This window comes from Stenotrophomonas sp. 99219_Sma (assembly GCF_056480785.1).
In genome coordinates this window covers 4,131,750-4,149,063 of record NZ_CM151117.1, presented here as the reverse complement: position 1 = coordinate 4,149,063, position 17,314 = coordinate 4,131,750, and the positions used below count along the sequence as shown (strand labels likewise).

The window sequence follows — 17,314 nt, the reverse complement described above, 5'->3', positions numbered from 1 at the left end:
TAGTGCCGGCCGCCGGCCGGCACGCGCCGGCGGCCGGTACTACCCTTGTGGCTCAATACACGTCGCGACGGTAGCGCCCGGTCTCCAGCAGCGTTTCCACTTCTTCATCACCCAGCGCTTCGCGCAGCACCTGGTCCACGCCTTCGGCCATGCCCTGCAGCGAGCCGCAGACATGAATCACCGCGCCACGCTGCATCCATTCGCGCAGCGCATCGGTGGCGGCATGCAGACAATCCTGCACGTAACCACCTTCGCCATCGCGCGAGAACGCCAGGTCCACCCGCGCGAGATGGCCATCGGCCTGCCACGCTTGGATCTCGTCGGCGAACAGGAAGTCGTGCGCGCGCTGGCGCTCACCGAACAGCAGCCAGTGCCCGTGCTCGCCTGCATGGGCAGCTTCGCGCAACAAGCTGCGCAGACCCGCGATGCCGGTGCCATTGCCGATCAGCACCATCGGCACACCGCCAATGCGATGGAAACCGGGGTTGCGATGCACACGGGCCACGATGCTGGCACCGACCGGGGCATGCAGCGCCAGCCAGCCCGAGCCCAGCCCGGCTCGACCCGACAGGTCATGCACCAGGCGCACCACCAGTTCCACCACTTCATCACTCGTGGAGGAGGCGATGGAGTATTCGCGTCCGGGCAGCGTTGGCAATCCGGACAGCCACAGGCAGGCATCCTGCACCGCCAGCGCGGCGTCGGCCTCGGGCAGCTCGCGTTCACTTGCCAGCGCCAGCAGGGTGCGTGGGTGGCCGTCCACCAGCAGCGGCTGCAGCGGATCCAACCCCTGTGCCTTCAACACGGCGCTGGCGTGCCGTGCGTTGTGCCGGGGCGCGATATGCAGGATGTCGCCCGCCTGCCACTGCACGTCGGCCGGTGGCGCAAGACGGATGCGCCAGATGGCACCACCGATGCTGCCCGGATTGAGCCGGTCGCGGCCGAGCAGCCGCCACTCATGCATCTGCGTGGCCGCTGGCAGTACGCTGTCATCGGTGACGATGCCGGTCAGCGCGCCCAGCTGCAGCTGCCATTGGCGCAAGGCCGCTACCGAGGCGGCATCGACTTCGATGCGGTCGAACAACGGGCGCGCGCCGTTGCCGAGCAGCCAGCCATCAACCTGGCGACCGAAGCCGCAGTAGTGCGGGTACTGTCGGTCACCCAGCGCCAGCAGTCCAAACTGCAGGCCTGACAGGTCGAGTGTCTGTGCCATCAGCCGTCGTGCAGCGCCTCGCGCCGCATCCGGTGGCTCGCCGTCGCCGAAGGTGCTCAGTACCCACAGCACCTGCGCGGTGCGTGCCAGCTGCGCGGCATCGACGCGGGCCAGTGGCAGCACCTGCACCGCATGACCGGACGCCTGCAGCTGCGCGGCGGCGCGCCATGCCAGTTGTTCTCCCAGTCCACTCTGGCTGGCATGCACCACCAGCCACGGCGTACCACCGCCATCGGCAGGCGTTGCTGGCAGCGACTGGCGCAGGTCACGCGCGGCGCGCTGGCTGCGGCGGCGGTCCAGGTAGAGCATCCAGCCGGTGATGAAGAACAGGCTCATGCCCAGGCTGCTGAGCATCACCACGACACGCCCGGGCACGCCGAAGTAACTGCCCGAGTGCAGCGCGAACACGCTGGTGGCCAGCTGCGCGCCGGCGCCCTGGCGCGCATAGGGGCGGGCATCGAGCGTGGCCCCCGTGCCTGGGTCCAGCTGCAGCAGATCATGCGCGCGGTCATGCTGGCCGCCGCGCTGCGACGGATCACCGGCCATCACCCGCACGTTCAGTGCCTGCCCCGGCTTCTCCGGCAGGCGCAGGTCGATGTAGCCGGTGCGCACGCCGGGCAGTGCGTACAGCGTGGCTTCGATGCGTTCCAGGTTCAGGGCGGCACCGGTGGCGACCTTGTGCTTGGCGGCCGGTGCGACGCCCAGCAGGGTGTTGGCGGCACTGCGATACCAGTCGAACGACCACCAGAGGCCGGTCAGCGCACTCATCAGGTAGATCAGCAGCACCCAGGTGCCGACCACCGAGTGCAGGCTCCACAGGAAGCCACGGCCGCTGCGTTTCCATTCCACCGCCAGCCAGCTGCGCCAGTGCCACCAGCGCCGCGGCCAGCGCAGGTAGAGCCCGGACAGGGTGAAGAACAGCAGCGCGATGGCACAACTGCCGGTGATCCATTTGCCGCGCTCGCCGGCGGCGAGGTGGCGATGCAGATCCTCGACGAAATCGAAGAACGCCTGCCCGCGCAGGGCGCTGAAGCGCTCGCCGGTGTACGGATCGAAGTAGACCCAGTGTTCCTTGCCACCGGCGAAGCGCGCCACCGAGGGCCGTTGCCCGGTGGCATCCACGCGCAGGCGTTGCAGGGGGCGATCACTGCCGGTCTGCAGCAGCGGCACCAGTTCGCTGAGTTCAAGCGGAAGCTGGCCGTCGGCATGGTGCTCGGCGATCTCGGCGAAGCCGGGATTGGCCGCCCGCAGCAGTTCATCCTCGAAGGACAGCACGGCGCCGCTGAGGCCCATCACGGCCAGCACGGCACCGGCGGTGATGCCCAGCAGCCAGTGCAGTTGGAACAGGACGTTCTTGAACATCGAAGGAGGAGGGCCTGGAAGGCTGCCGCCCGCATCCTGCGCAACAGCAAATGAGAATTATCCGCGGAATTCTCCGTGGCGGACGGGCTACGGTCAAGGAGGGTTCTGTTGCAGGGCTTTGCAGCCCTGCACCCGCTACAAGCCGGAGCAACGTCAACGTCAAAAGCTGGCTTTCCGTGGGTTGGCGGGGTGGGTCCGGTTGAGGGGGACGCTGCAAGTACGTCCATGTAAGCTCGGTCGCCGCATCCATGCGGCTCACGCCCCCTCAACCGGACCCACCCCGCCTTCGACAGTTTCCTGCGATCTGTCGGAACGGCGTTCTGCTTTGGTAGGTGCCGACCGTTGGTCGGCACGGGGTCTGATTCCGTTCTGAATATCGATATCTGACAGATGTGTCGACCAAGGTCGACACCTACCAACAGCCGCGAAGATCTGTCAGAGGCGGGGCGGTGTCGGAGTGCGGGGTGTCAGCCGCATGGATGCGGCTGCCAAGCTTACAGGGACGTACTTGCAGCGTCCCCGCACTCCGACACCGCCCCGCCATCCCACGGAATGCCCGCTTTGGCTTTGGCTGTTGCCGTTGCATTGAGCAGGGTGCAGGGCTGCAAGCCCTGCAAAAAACACCCTCACTTCACCCAGCTGTCGATCTCGCCGTGGGCGAACGGTCCCAGCTTGGCCTTCACCAGCCGCCCCTGTGCATCGAACAGCACGCTGTAGGGCAGCAGGCCCTGCGTATTGCCCAGCTGCACGCTGGCATCGCGTGGCCCGGGTGTCTCGATCACGATCGGGTAATCCACCGGTACCCGCTGCAGGAAACCGCGCACGTCTTCCGGCGTATCCAGCGCCAGGCCAAGAACCTGCACACCGTTGTCGCCCTGGGTGTGGGCAAAGCGCGCCAGTTCAGGCATTTCTTCAACGCAGGGCGCGCACCAGCTGGCCCAGACATTGATCAACAGCGGGCGGCCGGTAGCGTGCTGGCGCAGGTCCAGCGGTCGGCCTTCAAGATCGGGCAGCGACAGCGCGGGCAGGCTGTCGCCGACCTGCAGGGCGGGTGCCACCGCCGCCACCGCAGGCGCCGCTGGCATGGCCTCAGGCGCAGCCGGCGCGGGAGCCAATCGATGCCCGGCCCACAGGCCGAGGCCGGCGGCCAGCACCGCTGTCCACAGCAGCGCTGGCCGTTGCCATTTCATCGTGCGGTGCGCAGCAGCGCTTCCTCGACCACCGCCTGGGTCAGCAGGGTCGGCAGCACGGTCGGCGGTGCGCCGGGGCCGTACACCACGTACAGCGGCACGCCCACGGCCTTGTGCTCTTCCAGGAACGTGGTGATCTGCGGATCGACGTTGGTGTAGTCACCGCGCATGTACACCGCGTTGGTGCGCTTGAGCAGTTCCTTGAACTCTGGGCGCGACAGCACGGCGCGCTCGTTGGCCTTGCAGCTCACGCACCAGTCGGCGGTCATGTTCACGAACACCACGCGGTTGTCGGCGCGCAGGCGATCCAGCAGCTGCGGCGAGTATTCGACCACGTTGTCAGTGGCCGCCTGTGCGGCACGCGCCGGCGCTGCCAGCTGGGTCACGCCCCAGGCCGGAACCAGTGCACCGATCGCCAGCAGCACGCCGAGCAGGGTGACGGCGCGCGAGCCGGTCCAGCGGTTGCGTTCAAACAGCCACAGGCCGAAGGCCAGCAGCAGTAGGCCACCCAGCACCAGCGCCATGCCGTCCACGCCGCGCTGCTTGCCCAGCACCCACAGCAGCCACAGCACGGTGGCATACATCGGGAAGGCCAGCACGTGCTTGAGCGTTTCCATCCACGGGCCCGGCTTGGGCAGGCGGCGCGCCAGCGCCGGCACGAAGCCGATCAGCAGGAACGGCAGCGCCAGGCCCAGGCCGAGGAACAGGAACACGGTCATCGCCTTCAGCGGCGGGGCAATGAACGCGTAGGCAATCGCGCCGCCCATGAACGGGCCGACGCAGGCACTGCCGACCACGCAGGCCAGCGCACCGGTGAAGAAATCACCGGCCGGGCCACTGCGGCTGGCCAGCGACTGGCCGAGGTTGCCAATGCCGCCGCCCAGTGTGAACACGCCGGACAGGCTCAGGCCCACCGCGAACATGATGTAGGCCAGCGCCGCCACCACGCCCGGGTGCTGCAGCTGGAAGCCGATGCCGACGGCGTTGCCGATCGCGCGCAGGCCAACCATCAACGCACCGATCACCGCGAACGCGACCAGTACGCCCAGCGTGTACCAGAGGGCATGGCTGCGCGCGCGCTGCGGGCTTTCGCCGCTCTGCGCCAGGCTCAGGACCTTCAGCGACAGGATCGGCAGCACGCAGGGCATCAGGTTCAGTACCAGGCCACCGGCAAGGGCCAGCAGCAGGACCCATACGAACGAACGGTCCGGATTCGGCGTGGTCACCGGCGGTCGCGTGCGCAGCGCGTTGTCGCCCTGTGCATCGGCGGCGAACTCACGGCTGGCGGTGCCGTCACCTGCTGCAGCAGGGGCCGTTGCATCCGTATTGGGCACGGTTGGCAGCAGGCGCAGCGGCGCGCCGTTGGCGGCTTCGCGTGGTGCGCCGCTGGCAGCAGGCAGCGGGCTGATCACCTCATTGCGCGGTGGCGCCTGGTCGGCACTGCTGCTGACCTTGCCGGCCGGAATGGACAGCTTCACCCGGCGGGTCATCGGCGGGTAGCAGATGCCATCGGTCTGGCAACCCTGGAAGGTCACCACCAGAGTGCTGTCGACCGCATCGGCGATGGAGCGGCGCAGCGGCAGCGGCACTTCCACCTGGTTGAAGTACACCGAGACATCGCCGAAGTGTTCGTCGCGATGCGACTGTGCGGCAGGCCAGCGCAGCTTGTCGGCCAGCACCCCGGTGCTGCCGTCCAGCTTCACCGAAGTGCGGTCGCGATACAGGTAGTAGCCCGGCGCCGGGCTGAAGCGCAGCAGCAGGGTATTGCCGTCGCTGGCGATGGCGTCGAAGCCGAACGCCTGCTCCGACGGCAGCGGCAGCGCCTGGCTGTTGCTGGCCGCGCCCGGCAGGCGCAGGCCACCGCTGTTGCCGGCACCGGCCAGCGGGTTGTTGAACGGGCTTGCGGCACCGGCACGCGCGGCAGGCACCGCGGCCGCCGCACCGGCGCCCGGCAGGGTGACCTGCACCACGCGCTTCTGCGGCGGGTAGCAGACACCGGCATCGGCGCAGCCCTGGTAACGCACTTCCAGGCTGATGGTGCCGGCGGCGTCGGTCGGCGTGCCGGGCAGGGTGGCCTGCAGGCGTTCGCGATAGGTTTCGACTTCGCCGAAGAAATCGTCGTGGTGCTTGTCGCCCTTGGGCATCTGCAGCGCGCCGGCATTGAAGGCCGGATCCGCCTTGACGCTGGTGCGGTGGCGATACAGGTAGTAGCCCGGCGCGATCTTGAACTGCAGCTGCACCTGGCCGCGTTCGGGGGCGGTCGCGGTCAGCGCGAACGCCTGGTCCACCGGCAGCAGGTCCTTCTCATCCAGCGCGAAGGCCGGCAGCGAGAGCCACAACAGGGCGCACAGGGCGGCGCCACGCGCAAACAAAGTCTTCAATCAGTGTCCTCCCGGGTCTGTGCCCGGATCCAGTCCAGATACGCCGGCAGGCCGGCCCGGGTTTCGACCGCGATGCACTCCGGGAGTTCATACGGATGCAGTTCGACGATCCGGGCGATTGCGTCATCGACGCGGCTCGCGGTGGTCTTCACCAGCAGCTGCAGTTCGGTGTCGGTGGTCACCTCGCCCTGCCAGCGGTAGGTCGACTGCGCGCCATCGAGGCGGGTCACGCACGCGGCCAGGCGCTCGCCGACCAGCGCGTGCGCGATGCGCTCGGCACTGGCCCGGTCCGGGCAGGTGGTCAACAGCAGCAGGACGGGATCGATGGTCGACATGACCGTCGAGTATAGGGCCGCCGCCGGGTCAGGGCCCGGCGGCGGCAGTGGACCGCTGCGTTGCGCGGTCAGTTGGCCAGCTGGCAGGAGGCCGGCTTGGCCGAGGTGAACAGGCCAGGGGTCGCCCACTCGGGGTGGTCGATGAACGGGTTGCGGTTGCCCTGGAAGCTGTAGATCACGTCGTTGCGGGCACGCTCGGCATCATCCGGCGGATCGGACAGGTGCCAGTCGATCAGCGTCGAGAGCAGGCCCATGTAGGCCGGCGAACTGCTGGTCTTGACGATCCTGCTGCGGTCGTCGGTCAGCTCCAGGTCCGGCTCGGACTGGCCGGTGGCCGCATCCTTGCCGCCCTCGTAGCGGATCGCCATGTACATCACCGCACGCGCCATGTCGCCCTTGCGCTTGCCCCACACCTCGAAGGTGCCGGTGTTGCCGTCCGGCGTGCGCACCCAGTTGGAGTTGCCCGGGTAGCCGCCGCTGCCGCCGCCCTGGCCGTTGTTGGCCTCGGTGGCGCGTTCGCCGCAGTTGGCGTCGCACTTGCCGAATGGCTTGTTGCCACGGTCGGCGTTCCACTGCGCGTCGGTCAGGTACAGCATGTGGGTGTCGGTGTACGGCGCGTACGGCAGGCCCTTGTCGCCGGTGGTGCTGGCAAAGCCCAGCGAGTTCGGCCAGGTGTGCTCGCGGTTGTACTTCAGGCCGCCGCCGCTGCCGGCGCGGTCGGTCACCTTGGCGTAGCTGCGGTTGCGGTACGCATCCAGGATCCTGCCGCTGTTGTTCGGATCCTCGTCGGCGATTTCCAGGATGGTCCAGGTGCTGGTGCCCGAGCCGCTGTACGGGTAGGCGGTGTGGCCCTTGATGGTGGCGTGCAGCGAGCAGCGTAGCTGGCTGGGGCTGCTGGTATTGACCTTGGAGTAGTAACCGGCCGGCACGCCCGGGTTGCCCGGGTCCGGATTGCCGCCGGTGCTGGCCACGGTGAAGGCGATGCGGCTGTCGGCGGCCGGGTGTGCGCCCTGCAGGTCGGTGATGCGCGCGGCGCGGATGTCGAAGCGGCAGGCTTCACCGGCCACCAGCGCGGTGTTGGTGGACAGCTTCACGCTGCGGCCGCTGGCCGGGTAGGTCAGCGGCACGCTGCCGGAGGTGCCGCAGCTCAGGGCGAAGGCGCCGCTGGCCAGGTTCACCGTCTCGCTGAACACCACTTCCAGGTCGGCGGCGGCCGGGAAGGTGCTGCTGCCCTGCGCCGGGGTGGTGGTGGAGACCGACGGCGGCGTGTTCGGGCCCGGGGTGCCACCCCCGCTGAAGGTCTGGCCGTTGTTGCAGCTGCCAAACGTCTGCTTGGCCGATTCGGCCCAGGTGAAGTGGGCGTACTGGCTGCCGCTGCCGGTCAGCTGCAGCGAGGTGCCCGGGGCCGTGCTGTTGGTCTCGGCCACCGGAATGTTCTGGCTGGTCATGCCGGCGGCAGGGCCACCGGAGGCGGTGATGGCGCCCTCGTAGCTGAGGAACTGGACCACCTTGCCGCTGGCATCGACCAGGGCGATGCCGTCGTTCGGGCCGTTCTGCAGGCCGTTGGTCGGGTAGCTGACCACGGCCAGGGTGGCGCTGCCGCAACCCGCGGCGGTGCCGGCCGGGACCGGATTGTTGGCGTAGACCGTGGCGGCCGAAGGATTGCTGCCGTTGTAGAGATAGAGGCGGTAGCCGGACAGGTCCTCGCCCGCGGTAGCGACCACTTCGATGGCTTCGCCGACGTCACCGGCGGCGGTGCTGTCGTCGTAGTGCAGTTCGTTGATGAAGACTTCGGCCTGGGCCGGCGCGGCGGCCAGCGCCAGCAGGCAGGCGGCGGCAAGCGGGGACAGCAATCGCATCGACTACTCCTTGTGATTGGGAATGCGCGGCCGAGCCTAAGGCCGATCCAGTGACACTTTGTCGTAAATGAACGTCAGATATCTGACAGTGGGACATCTATCACTAAATAGCACCCCTTGCCCCCTTGGCTTGCCGCACTGCATCCCTATACAGGCGTCCACGCAGGGAGGCAGGTTTCCCGGTCCCGAGAAAAATTTCGGGATCAGCCCTTGAAAGGTCTGTGGAGGTCTCCATCTCTGTCGTGCTCCCGACTTGTCGGGCTTTTTCACGCGCGTTGCTGGCACTCGTCTGGTGCGACTGCTAACATCGCCGGACTTTTTTAGACCAATCAATAACTTAAGAGGTCTCTCATGAGCATCAAGCCGCTGCACGACCGCGTTGTGGTCAAGCCGATCGAAGCCGACGAAATCTCCGCCGGTGGCATCGTCATTCCGGATTCGGCCAAGGAAAAGTCCACCAAGGGTGAAGTCGTGGCCGTCGGCCCGGGCAAGCCGCTGGACAACGGCAGCGTGCGCGCTCCGTCGCTGAAGGTCGGCGACAAGGTCATCTACGGCCAGTACGCCGGCAGCTCGTACAAGAGCGAAGGCGTCGAGTACAAGGTCCTGCGCGAAGACGACGTGCTCGCCGTCATCGGCTGAGCCTCGGCGCGACCTGCTTTTCTGTAAGACATCCCCTTTCGTCGCCGGGCCCGGCCCGGTGCAAACATCGAGGTAATCGCAATGGCTGCCAAGGATATTCGTTTCGGTGAAGACGCCCGTTCGCGCATGGTGCGCGGCGTCAACGTTCTCGCCAATGCCGTCAAGGCCACCCTGGGCCCGAAGGGCCGCAACGTCGTGCTGGAAAAGAGCTTCGGCGCGCCGACCATCACCAAGGACGGCGTGTCCGTCGCCAAGGAAATCGAACTGGCTGACAAGTTCGAGAACATGGGCGCGCAGATGGTGAAGGAAGTTGCTTCGCGCACCAACGACGACGCCGGCGACGGCACCACCACCGCCACCGTGCTGGCCCAGGCCCTGATCCGCGAAGGCGCCAAGGCCGTTGCCGCCGGCATGAACCCGATGGACCTCAAGCGTGGTATCGACAAGGCCGTCGTGGCCGCCGTTGCCGAGCTGAAGACCATCTCCAAGCCGACCGCCGACGACAAGGCGATTGCCCAGGTCGGTACCATCTCGGCCAACTCGGACGAGTCGATCGGCCAGATCATCGCTGACGCGATGAAGGAAGTCGGCAAGGAAGGCGTGATCACCGTTGAAGAAGGCTCGGGCCTGGACAACGAGCTGGACGTGGTCAAGGGCATGCAGTTCGACCGCGGCTACCTGTCCCCGTACTTCATCAACAACCAGCAGTCGCAGACCGCTGACCTGGATGACCCGTTCATCCTGTTGCACGACAAGAAGATCTCCAACGTCCGTGACCTGCTGCCGGTGCTGGAAGGCGTCGCCAAGGCCGGCAAGCCGCTGCTGATCGTTGCCGAAGAAGTTGAAGGCGAAGCGCTGGCGACCCTGGTGGTCAACACCATCCGTGGCATCGTCAAGGTCGTGGCCGTCAAGGCTCCGGGTTTCGGCGACCGTCGCAAGGCGATGCTGGAAGACATGGCCGTGCTGACCGGCGGCACCGTGATCTCCGAAGAAGTGGGCCTGTCGCTGGAAAAGGCCACCATCAAGGACCTGGGCCGCGCCAAGAAGGTGCAGGTCTCCAAGGAAAACACCACCATCATCGATGGCGTGGGTGACAAGGCTGCCGTCGACGCACGCGTCGGCCAGATCAAGACCCAGATCCAGGACACCTCCTCGGATTACGACCGCGAGAAGCTGCAGGAACGCGTGGCCAAGCTGGCCGGTGGCGTTGCCGTGATCAAGGTCGGTGCTTCGACCGAAATCGAAATGAAGGAAAAGAAGGATCGCGTCGACGACGCCCTGCACGCTACCCGTGCAGCCGTTGAAGAAGGCGTGGTCCCGGGCGGCGGCGTGGCCCTGGTCCGTGCGGTCACCGCACTGGCCGGCCTGAAGGGTGCCAACGAAGACCAGAACCACGGCATCCAGATCGCCCTGCGCGCGATGGAAGCCCCGCTGCGCGAAATCGTGGCCAACGCCGGTGAAGAACCGTCGGTCATCATCAACAAGGTCAAGGAAGGCACCGGCAGCTTCGGCTACAACGCCGCCACCGGCGAGTTCGGCGACATGCTGCAGTTCGGCATCCTGGACCCGACCAAGGTGACCCGTTCGGCGCTGCAGAACGCGGCCTCGATCGCTGGCCTGATGATCACCACCGAAGCCATGGTTGCCGAAGCTCCGAAGAAGGACGAGCCGGCCATGAGTGGCGCCGGTGGCATGGGCGGCATGGGTGGCATGGGCGGCATGGACTTCTAAGTCCCCACGTTCGCCCCGCAATGAAAAACCCCGCCGCAAGGCGGGGTTTTTTTGTGGCCGGCCGCAACGGCATCGCTTTTCGAGCGACTTATCCTGCGTCCTGCAGGGTGTGTGTGCCTGCTTCCTGCGGCGTCATCAGTGCTGCATGCAACCAGGTCATGAAAGCAGGTATCGCAGCGTTGGCCTCGCCGTCCGCACGCGTCACCGCGTAGTAGGCGAAGGCCTGTGGCCAGGGCTGGTCGATCACCACCTGCAGCCGGCCATTGGCGAGTTCTTCGGCCGCGTGGATGTCGCGCACCAGGGCGATGCCTTGCCCGGCCACCGCCGCGCGGATCAGCAACAGGTCGTCATCGAACGCAGGGCCGCGCTCCAGTCGTTCATCGACGGGCAGATCCAGTGCCTGGAACCACAGCCGCCAGTCGCTGCGGTCGGCGTCCTGCAGCAGCGGCAGCTGCAGGCAATCCTGTACCGAGCTGACCGTCGGTGCGCCGGCCAACAATGCTGGACTGGCCACCGGCAGCAGCACCGGCGCCAGAAGATGCTCGGCATGCAGCCCCGGGTAGCGGCCCAGTCCATGACGGATCGCGATGTCCACGCCGTCGCGGCGAAGGTTGACCAACGCCGCGCTCGAGTCCAGCTGCACGTCCACCTGCGGATGCAACGCACTGAACCCGCCCAGTCGCGGCGCCAACCACTGTGCGGCGAAGCTCGGTGCCGCGCTGATGCGTAGCGTGCACCGTGTTTCCCAGCGTTCGAGTGTCTGCAGGCTCTGTGCGATCTGATCGAAGGCCTGCAGCAGCTCCGGATACACGCGCGCGCCGGCTGCACTGAGCACCACGCCATGCCGGGTGCGGTCGAACAGGCTCACGCCCAGCCGCTCCTGCAGCTGTCGAAGCTGCTGGCTGATTGCACCAGGTGTCACCCCCATCGCATCGGCGGCGGCGGTCAGGCTGCCATGTCGGCCGGTTTCAACGAAGGCCCGCAGGCCCAGCAGCGGCAGCACCGCACCCATCTCAACTCTCCTGTAACCGCGTCGGCACGCGCCGCGCTGCGACAGCATATCGACCGCACTGCAGGCTGTCGCGCGCGCGTCGCGCACGTTGAGCCCCGCTCAACTCCCCGTGCAGAAGACATCGTTTCCCCGCGACGCAGGCCTTTCCTAGACTGCCTGCACGGCTGCTGCAGCGCCCGTTCCCGCATCGCCCGGCCACCTTCAACGGCCGATGCATGCCGTCGCTCCCTGCGTCCAGGATTCCCATGAACGAACCTTCGCTGCACCTGTACTCCGACAGTTCTCCCAATGGCTTCAAGGCCACCATCGCACTGGAAGAACTGGGTCTTCCCTATCACCTTCACCACGTCCACATCGCCGATGGTGAACATCGCCATCCCGACTTCCTGCGGCTCAACCCGCATGGCCGCATTCCCGTGCTGGAAGATCGCGCGCGCGGCATCGTTGTCTTCGAGTCGGCGGCGATCCTGATGTACCTGGCCGAACAGGGCAATGCGTTGCTGCCTTCCGAACCGGCTGCGCGCTGGGAGACGCTGACCTGGCTGATGTTCCATGCCGCCAGCGTCGGCCCGATCCTCGGCCAGCGCGTGCACTTCGAGCATTTCGCACAACAGCCCGATTCCGCGGCAATCGAACGCTACCGCCGCCTGAGCGACGAGCTGTTCGGCGTACTCGACCAGCGCCTGCAGGGACGCGAGTGGTTGGCTGGCGATCACTACTCGATTGCCGACATCGCCCACTTCGGCTGGCTGCACATCGCCCGCATCATCGACATCGATTTGTCGCGGCATCGCCATCTGGATGCGTGGTACGCACGGGTTGCCGCACGCCCTGCGGTACAGCGCGGCGTGCAGCTGCCCGAGCCGGCCACCGGACCGTAAGGAGGCGACGCATATGAACGATACCATTGCAGTGCCGGGCGCGTCGGCGCCGGTCTTTGCCACGCACCCGGGCTACCAGCGCATGTTCCGCGCCGACGCGCTGACCCTGGGCATCTACCTGCCGCTGCGCTTCTACCAGGGCGACATGGCCGTGCTGCAGGGCCAGGCGCGGCTGGTGGAGGAGATCGACCGCCATGGCTTCGCTGCGGTATGGGTGCGTGACGTACCGCTGTTCGATCCGTTGTTCGGCGATGCGGGGCAGCTGTTCGATCCATTCACCTACCTTGCGTGGCTGGCAGCGCGCACACAGCGGGTGGCCCTGGCCACCGGCAGCGTGGTGCTGCCACTGCGCCATCCGATCGATCTGGCCAAGGCCGCGGCGTCGATCGATCAGCTGTCCGGTGGGCGGCTGGTGATGGGTGTGGCGTCCGGTGATCGACCGCTGGAGTTTCCGGCCTATGGACTGGAGCACGCGGCGCGCGGAGAGCGTTTTGCCACCGCAATGAACGAGATGCGCCGTTGGCTGCAACCGGGCACGGATGGGCGGATGACACATGCCGGTGCCGAGCAGGGCGTGCAGTTGCTGCCGCCCACGGTCAGTGGCCGCGTTCCGCTGATCGTCACCGGTGGCGCACGCCAGCCACTGGAATGGATCGGCCAGCATGCCGATGGCTGGCTGACCTACCCAGAGGCCACCCATGACAACGCTGGTCCGCAGCGGCTGGCCGCGAAGATCGGCGCCTGGCGCGCGCTGATTCCGGACGGCGGCTTCCGTCCGCACATGACCAACGAATGGATCGACCTGGTGGATGATCCGGATCATCCACGCATGCCGCTGCGGGGTGGCTTCACCCTGCGCACCGGCCGCAAGGGTCTGATCGATCTGCTGCAGGCCTGGCAGCGGGCCGGCGTCAACCATGCCGCACTGGGGATCCAGTTCGCCGAGCGGCCTGCCGGCGAGGTGCTGCAGGAGCTGGCCGAGGAGGTACTGCCGTTGTTCCCGTCGCATCCCGGGCCGGCGGCGAAGGTGATGGACTGGTAGCCACGCCGAAGGGGATGGCATATGATTAGGCGCCTAATCATATGCTCATCACGAGATGATCGAAGCCAAGCACCATGCCCTGATGGATGAGGCGCAGCGACGCGGCCACGCCAACGTCGCGCAGCTGCGCCTGTGCTTCCAGCTGCTCTCGTTGTCGTCGTCCATCGACCACGATTGCGCCACCCGGCTGGCGCCACACGGGCTCAGTGAGGGTCGCTTCATCGTGCTGTTCCTGCTGCATGGGGCCGGTGGCACGTTGTCGCCCCACGAGCTGGCCGAACGCGCAGGCGTGACCCGCGCCACCATCAGCGGCCTGCTCGATGGCCTGCAGCGCGAAGAACTGCTGCAGCGTCGCAGCGATGCTGGGGATGGCCGTCGCCTGCAGATCGTATTGACCGCACGGGGAAAACGCTTGGCCGAGACACTGTTTGACCAGCACACACAGTGGATCGGTGGCCTGTTCAATGGTCTGGATACCGATGAACAGCAGCAGCTGTCGCGGTTGCTGCACAAGGTCTGGCAGCACACCGATGCTGGACGAGAGTCTGCAGCATGAGCCCGGCGATTGCGGCGCAACGCCTGCATGAACTCAACACCGGTCGCGTTGCCACCACCCATCTGGCCGAATGCCTGGCAGTGGATTTCGCCGCGTTGCTGCAGGTGGTGGCGCCTGAGCTTGCACCGGAAGCGCTGCAACGCATGCGGGATGCCTCAGGCAAGGGCATCACGCTGCGCATGGCCTTGGCCGCGCAACTGCTGCGTGAGGCGGGGCAGGGTGCGCCTGAGTTCTGGCAGGATCACAGCTCCGATACCGTGCGTGGCTGGGCCTGCTATCTGGTCGGCAGCGATGCCCGCGCAACGTTGGCAGAGAAGCTGCAGCAGATGCGCACGCTGGCCGATGACCCACACTTCGGTGTGCGCGAATGGGCGTGGCTGGCGCTACGCACGGACATCGTTGCCGCGCCGATGCAGGCGCTTGAGTACCTGCAACCCTGGACACAGGAAACATCGCCGTACCTGCGTCGCTTCGCCTGTGAAGCGCTGCGCCCACGCGGTGTCTGGGCCACGCATATCGCACTGTTCAAGCAGCATCCGGAACTTGCGTTACCCATGTTGGAAGCACTGGCTGACGACCCGGAACGCTATGTGCAGGATTCGGTCGGCAACTGGCTCAATGACGCCGGCAAGACTCAGCCGCAGTGGCTGCGCGAGCTGTGCACGCGTTGGCAGCACGAGCGCCACAGCGACGCCAACGCCTACATCCACAAACGCGCACTGCGCTCGCTCCGGTAGTGCTGGCCGCTGGCCGGCAACCCCGCAACCTCGTAAACCTCAAGGACGAACCACCATGTCGTACAACTTCATCGAGCTCTACACCGCCACACCAGCCTGGACCGCACTCCCGCCCGAGCAGCGGAATGCCTTCTTCGCCCGTATTGGCGCCGGTATGCAGCAGTTCGATCCAGCCCGCATCACGCCGCTGGCGATGGGCCGCATTGCCACGGGCGTACCGCACGGCAGCGATGAGCAGTTCTATGCGGTCTGGCGCTGTGCAAGCCGCGAGGAGGTCGATGCGCTGGTGGCCGGCATCGCCGCGACCGGCTGGCATGCGTACTTCACCACCACCCATGCGGTAGGCGCGATGGACAGCATGGCCCAGCACCTGGCCGACCTGGCCGCCCTGTAGCGGGGCGGCAGACGCCGGCAGATCCCGGGCCTCGGCATGGGAGGCACATGCGCCTGTCACCCAGACACGGTAAACAGTGCATTGCCCATGTCCATCCGCAGGGAAGTCGATCATGCAGAGCACGCTCCAGGTCACGCTGTTCGGCCCTCTTGGCGACAGCCCGGCGTTGCAGTTGCCGGGCCTGGAGGGGCCGTCGGTGGCCATCCCGGAATCGGCCCTGCGGCGGTTGGTTTCCGACCTCTACACCGCGCGTTCCCTGCTCAACCCTGAGCAGCTGGACGAAGCCCGGCAGGAACTGGATCGCGTGCTGGAGCGCTGGGCCGACATCCATGAGGGCCTGCTGCTGGACGTGGAAGTGCATGGTAAATGAGCAACTTCGCGTGGCTGCCGCCGCGTAGGCATGGCTGGTGCGCACCTCGCTGAACCGCGTCCCCAGTTGCGGATGAAACATTTTGCACTGCGCAAAAGCTGTGCTATCAATAGATCCCATGAACGCAGCCCCCACCAGCTTTTACTGGTATTACTTTCCGAAGCCACTGGCGGAGGAAGGACTGCGCTCACCCTGAAGAAAGCTTCAGACGCATTCCCGAAAGCCGCCAGCGAACCTGGCGGCTTTTTTCATGCCGCCACGCTGGGGACCCCCAACGTTCCGGAGATCTCCTGCAATGCCCCCGCACACCGACGACCTGCGTATCCGCACCATCGAACCGCTGACACCGCCTGCCCAGCTGCTGGCGATGCTGCCCTGTGACGATGAAGCCTCCGACACCGTCAGCGCCTCGCGCGCGGCCCTGCACCAGATCCTGCATGGCCGTGACGACCGCCTGGCGGTGGTGGTTGGCCCGTGCTCGATCCACGACCCGAAGGCCGCCATCGAGTACGCCCAGCGCCTGAAGCCGCTGCGTGACGCGCTGGCCGGAGAACTTGAAATCGTCATGCGCGTGTACTTCGAGAAGCCGCGCACCACGGTGGGCTGGAAGGGCCTGATCAACGACCCGGACCTGGACGGCAGCTTCAAGATCGACAAGGGCCTGCGCATCGCCCGCGGCCTGCTGCGCGACATCAACAAGCTCGGCCTGCCGGCCGGTGTCGAATTCCTCGACGTGATCTCGCCGCAGTACATCGCCGACCTGGTGGCATGGGGTGCGATCGGCGCACGCACCACCGAAAGCCAGGTGCATCGCGAGCTGGCCTCGGGGCTGTCGTGCCCGGTCGGCTTCAAGAACGGCACCGATGGCAACGTGAAGATCGCCGCTGACGCGGTGGGTGCTGCGTCCAACCCGCATCACTTCCTGTCGGTCACCAAGCAGGGCGGCACCGCCATCGTATCGACCACCGGCAACCCGGATTGCCATGTGATCCTGCGCGGCGGCAAGCAGCCGAACTACGATGCAGGCAGTGTTGCCGAGGCCTGCCAGGTGCTGGCCAAGGCCAAGCTGCCGACGCGCCTGATGATCGACGCCAGCCATGCCAACAGCCTGAAGAACCCGGAGAACCAGCCGAAGGTGATCGAGGACATCGCCGTTCAGCTGGAAGACGGCGAACAGCGCATCGTTGGCGTGATGATCGAGAGCCATCTGGTCGGTGGCCGCCAGGAGCTGGTGGAAGGCCAGCCGCTGGTCTATGGGCAGAGCATCACCGATGGCTGCATCGACTGGGACACCACCGTGACGGTGCTGGAGCGACTGGCTGCGGCCGTGCGCGCCCGTCGCGACGTGAAGGTGTCCGAAGCAGCTTGATGGAAGCCGCCTGAGTGCGGCACGTGTGTGGATGGCGGCCAGCGCCTGCGGGGGTGCGGCCGCGATCAGGGCCGGTCGGAGTTGGAGACCGGCCCATCTGCACCGGCGATGCGCCTGGCGCTGCGCATGAGCGACAGCGCCAGGTACATCGCCGGGGTGGCAGTAGATCCACGCCATGCGTGGACGATTCGCCGTCCCCGGCAATGACGGCTACGACCCGCTGGAGGCCACATTTGTCGCGGG

The 17,314-nt window shown here is 66.7% G+C and carries 15 protein-coding genes; 9 read left to right on the top strand and 6 right to left on the bottom strand.

From position 1 onward, the window contains the following. Window positions 1–52: 52 nt before the first annotated feature. The 5 genes from ACZK13_RS18885 to ACZK13_RS18865 all read right to left on the bottom strand — a co-directional run bounded on the left by ACZK13_RS18885 (window position 53) and on the right by ACZK13_RS18865 (window position 8,340). On the bottom strand, window positions 53–2,575 hold the full coding sequence (locus ACZK13_RS18885) for a PepSY domain-containing protein (RefSeq protein WP_125895611.1): 2,523 nt from the start codon (window positions 2,573–2,575) through the stop codon (window positions 53–55). Window positions 2,576–3,201: 626 nt separating this feature from the next. Then, window positions 3,202–3,765, bottom strand: a complete 564-nt coding sequence (locus ACZK13_RS18880) for a TlpA family protein disulfide reductase (protein ID WP_107433205.1) — start codon at window positions 3,763–3,765, stop codon at window positions 3,202–3,204. Further along, a complete protein-coding gene (locus tag ACZK13_RS18875) occupies window positions 3,762–6,146 on the bottom strand; it encodes a protein-disulfide reductase DsbD domain-containing protein (protein WP_180837437.1) in 2,385 nt (794 codons plus the stop codon). The genes ACZK13_RS18880 and ACZK13_RS18875 overlap by 4 nt, the downstream gene beginning before the upstream one ends. Then, window positions 6,143–6,481, bottom strand: coding sequence for a divalent-cation tolerance protein CutA (gene cutA / locus ACZK13_RS18870; RefSeq protein WP_253143485.1), 339 nt, complete (start codon window positions 6,479–6,481; stop codon window positions 6,143–6,145). Before cutA ends, ACZK13_RS18875 begins: the two co-directional genes overlap by 4 nt. A gap of 68 nt (window positions 6,482–6,549) precedes the next feature. Continuing rightward, window positions 6,550–8,340, bottom strand: coding sequence for an endonuclease (locus tag ACZK13_RS18865; RefSeq protein ID WP_032130048.1), 1,791 nt, complete (start codon window positions 8,338–8,340; stop codon window positions 6,550–6,552). Window positions 8,341–8,691: 351 nt separating this feature from the next. On the opposite strand from ACZK13_RS18865, the gene ACZK13_RS18860 reads away from it, so the two are divergent. Together ACZK13_RS18860 and groL are read left to right on the top strand one after the other, a co-directional pair. Continuing rightward, complete coding sequence (locus ACZK13_RS18860) at window positions 8,692–8,979, top strand: co-chaperone GroES (protein WP_006396661.1); 288 nt, start codon at window positions 8,692–8,694, stop codon at window positions 8,977–8,979. Between the two features lie 81 nt (window positions 8,980–9,060). Then, on the top strand, window positions 9,061–10,710 hold the full coding sequence (gene groL, locus ACZK13_RS18855; protein WP_253143484.1) for a chaperonin GroEL: 1,650 nt from the start codon (window positions 9,061–9,063) through the stop codon (window positions 10,708–10,710). An 88-nt stretch (window positions 10,711–10,798) separates the two neighbouring features. Here groL and ACZK13_RS18850 read toward each other — a convergent pair whose 3' ends face one another. After that, window positions 10,799–11,722 carry a LysR substrate-binding domain-containing protein gene (locus ACZK13_RS18850; RefSeq protein WP_253143483.1) on the bottom strand — a complete coding sequence of 308 codons (924 nt, stop codon included), beginning with the start codon at window positions 11,720–11,722 and terminating at the stop codon, window positions 10,799–10,801. 245 nt (window positions 11,723–11,967) lie between these two features. Here ACZK13_RS18850 and ACZK13_RS18845 point away from each other — a divergent pair, with 245 nt between their 5' ends. From ACZK13_RS18845 to ACZK13_RS18815, 7 genes are all read left to right on the top strand, one after another. Then, window positions 11,968–12,603, top strand: a complete 636-nt coding sequence (locus tag ACZK13_RS18845) for a glutathione S-transferase family protein (protein ID WP_032130046.1) — start codon at window positions 11,968–11,970, stop codon at window positions 12,601–12,603. Between the two features lie 13 nt (window positions 12,604–12,616). After that, a complete protein-coding gene (locus ACZK13_RS18840) occupies window positions 12,617–13,645 on the top strand; it encodes an LLM class oxidoreductase (protein WP_125892159.1) in 1,029 nt (342 codons plus the stop codon). A gap of 55 nt (window positions 13,646–13,700) precedes the next feature. Next, on the top strand, window positions 13,701–14,201 hold the full coding sequence (locus ACZK13_RS18835) for a MarR family winged helix-turn-helix transcriptional regulator (protein WP_253143482.1): 501 nt from the start codon (window positions 13,701–13,703) through the stop codon (window positions 14,199–14,201). Then, window positions 14,198–14,938, top strand: a complete 741-nt coding sequence (locus ACZK13_RS18830) for a DNA alkylation repair protein (protein WP_253143481.1) — start codon at window positions 14,198–14,200, stop codon at window positions 14,936–14,938. Before ACZK13_RS18835 ends, ACZK13_RS18830 begins: the two co-directional genes overlap by 4 nt. A 55-nt stretch (window positions 14,939–14,993) precedes the next feature. Next, window positions 14,994–15,332, top strand: a complete 339-nt coding sequence (locus ACZK13_RS18825) for a DUF6616 family protein (protein ID WP_253143480.1) — start codon at window positions 14,994–14,996, stop codon at window positions 15,330–15,332. 112 nt (window positions 15,333–15,444) lie between these two features. Beyond that, window positions 15,445–15,702: a hypothetical protein gene (locus ACZK13_RS18820; protein WP_005414620.1), complete on the top strand. Its 258-nt coding sequence runs from the start codon at window positions 15,445–15,447 to the stop codon at window positions 15,700–15,702. 295 nt (window positions 15,703–15,997) lie between these two features. After that, entirely contained in the window at window positions 15,998–17,071 is a 1,074-nt protein-coding gene (locus ACZK13_RS18815; RefSeq protein ID WP_032130042.1) for a 3-deoxy-7-phosphoheptulonate synthase, read from the top strand. The last annotated feature ends 243 nt before the right edge of the window (window positions 17,072–17,314 follow it).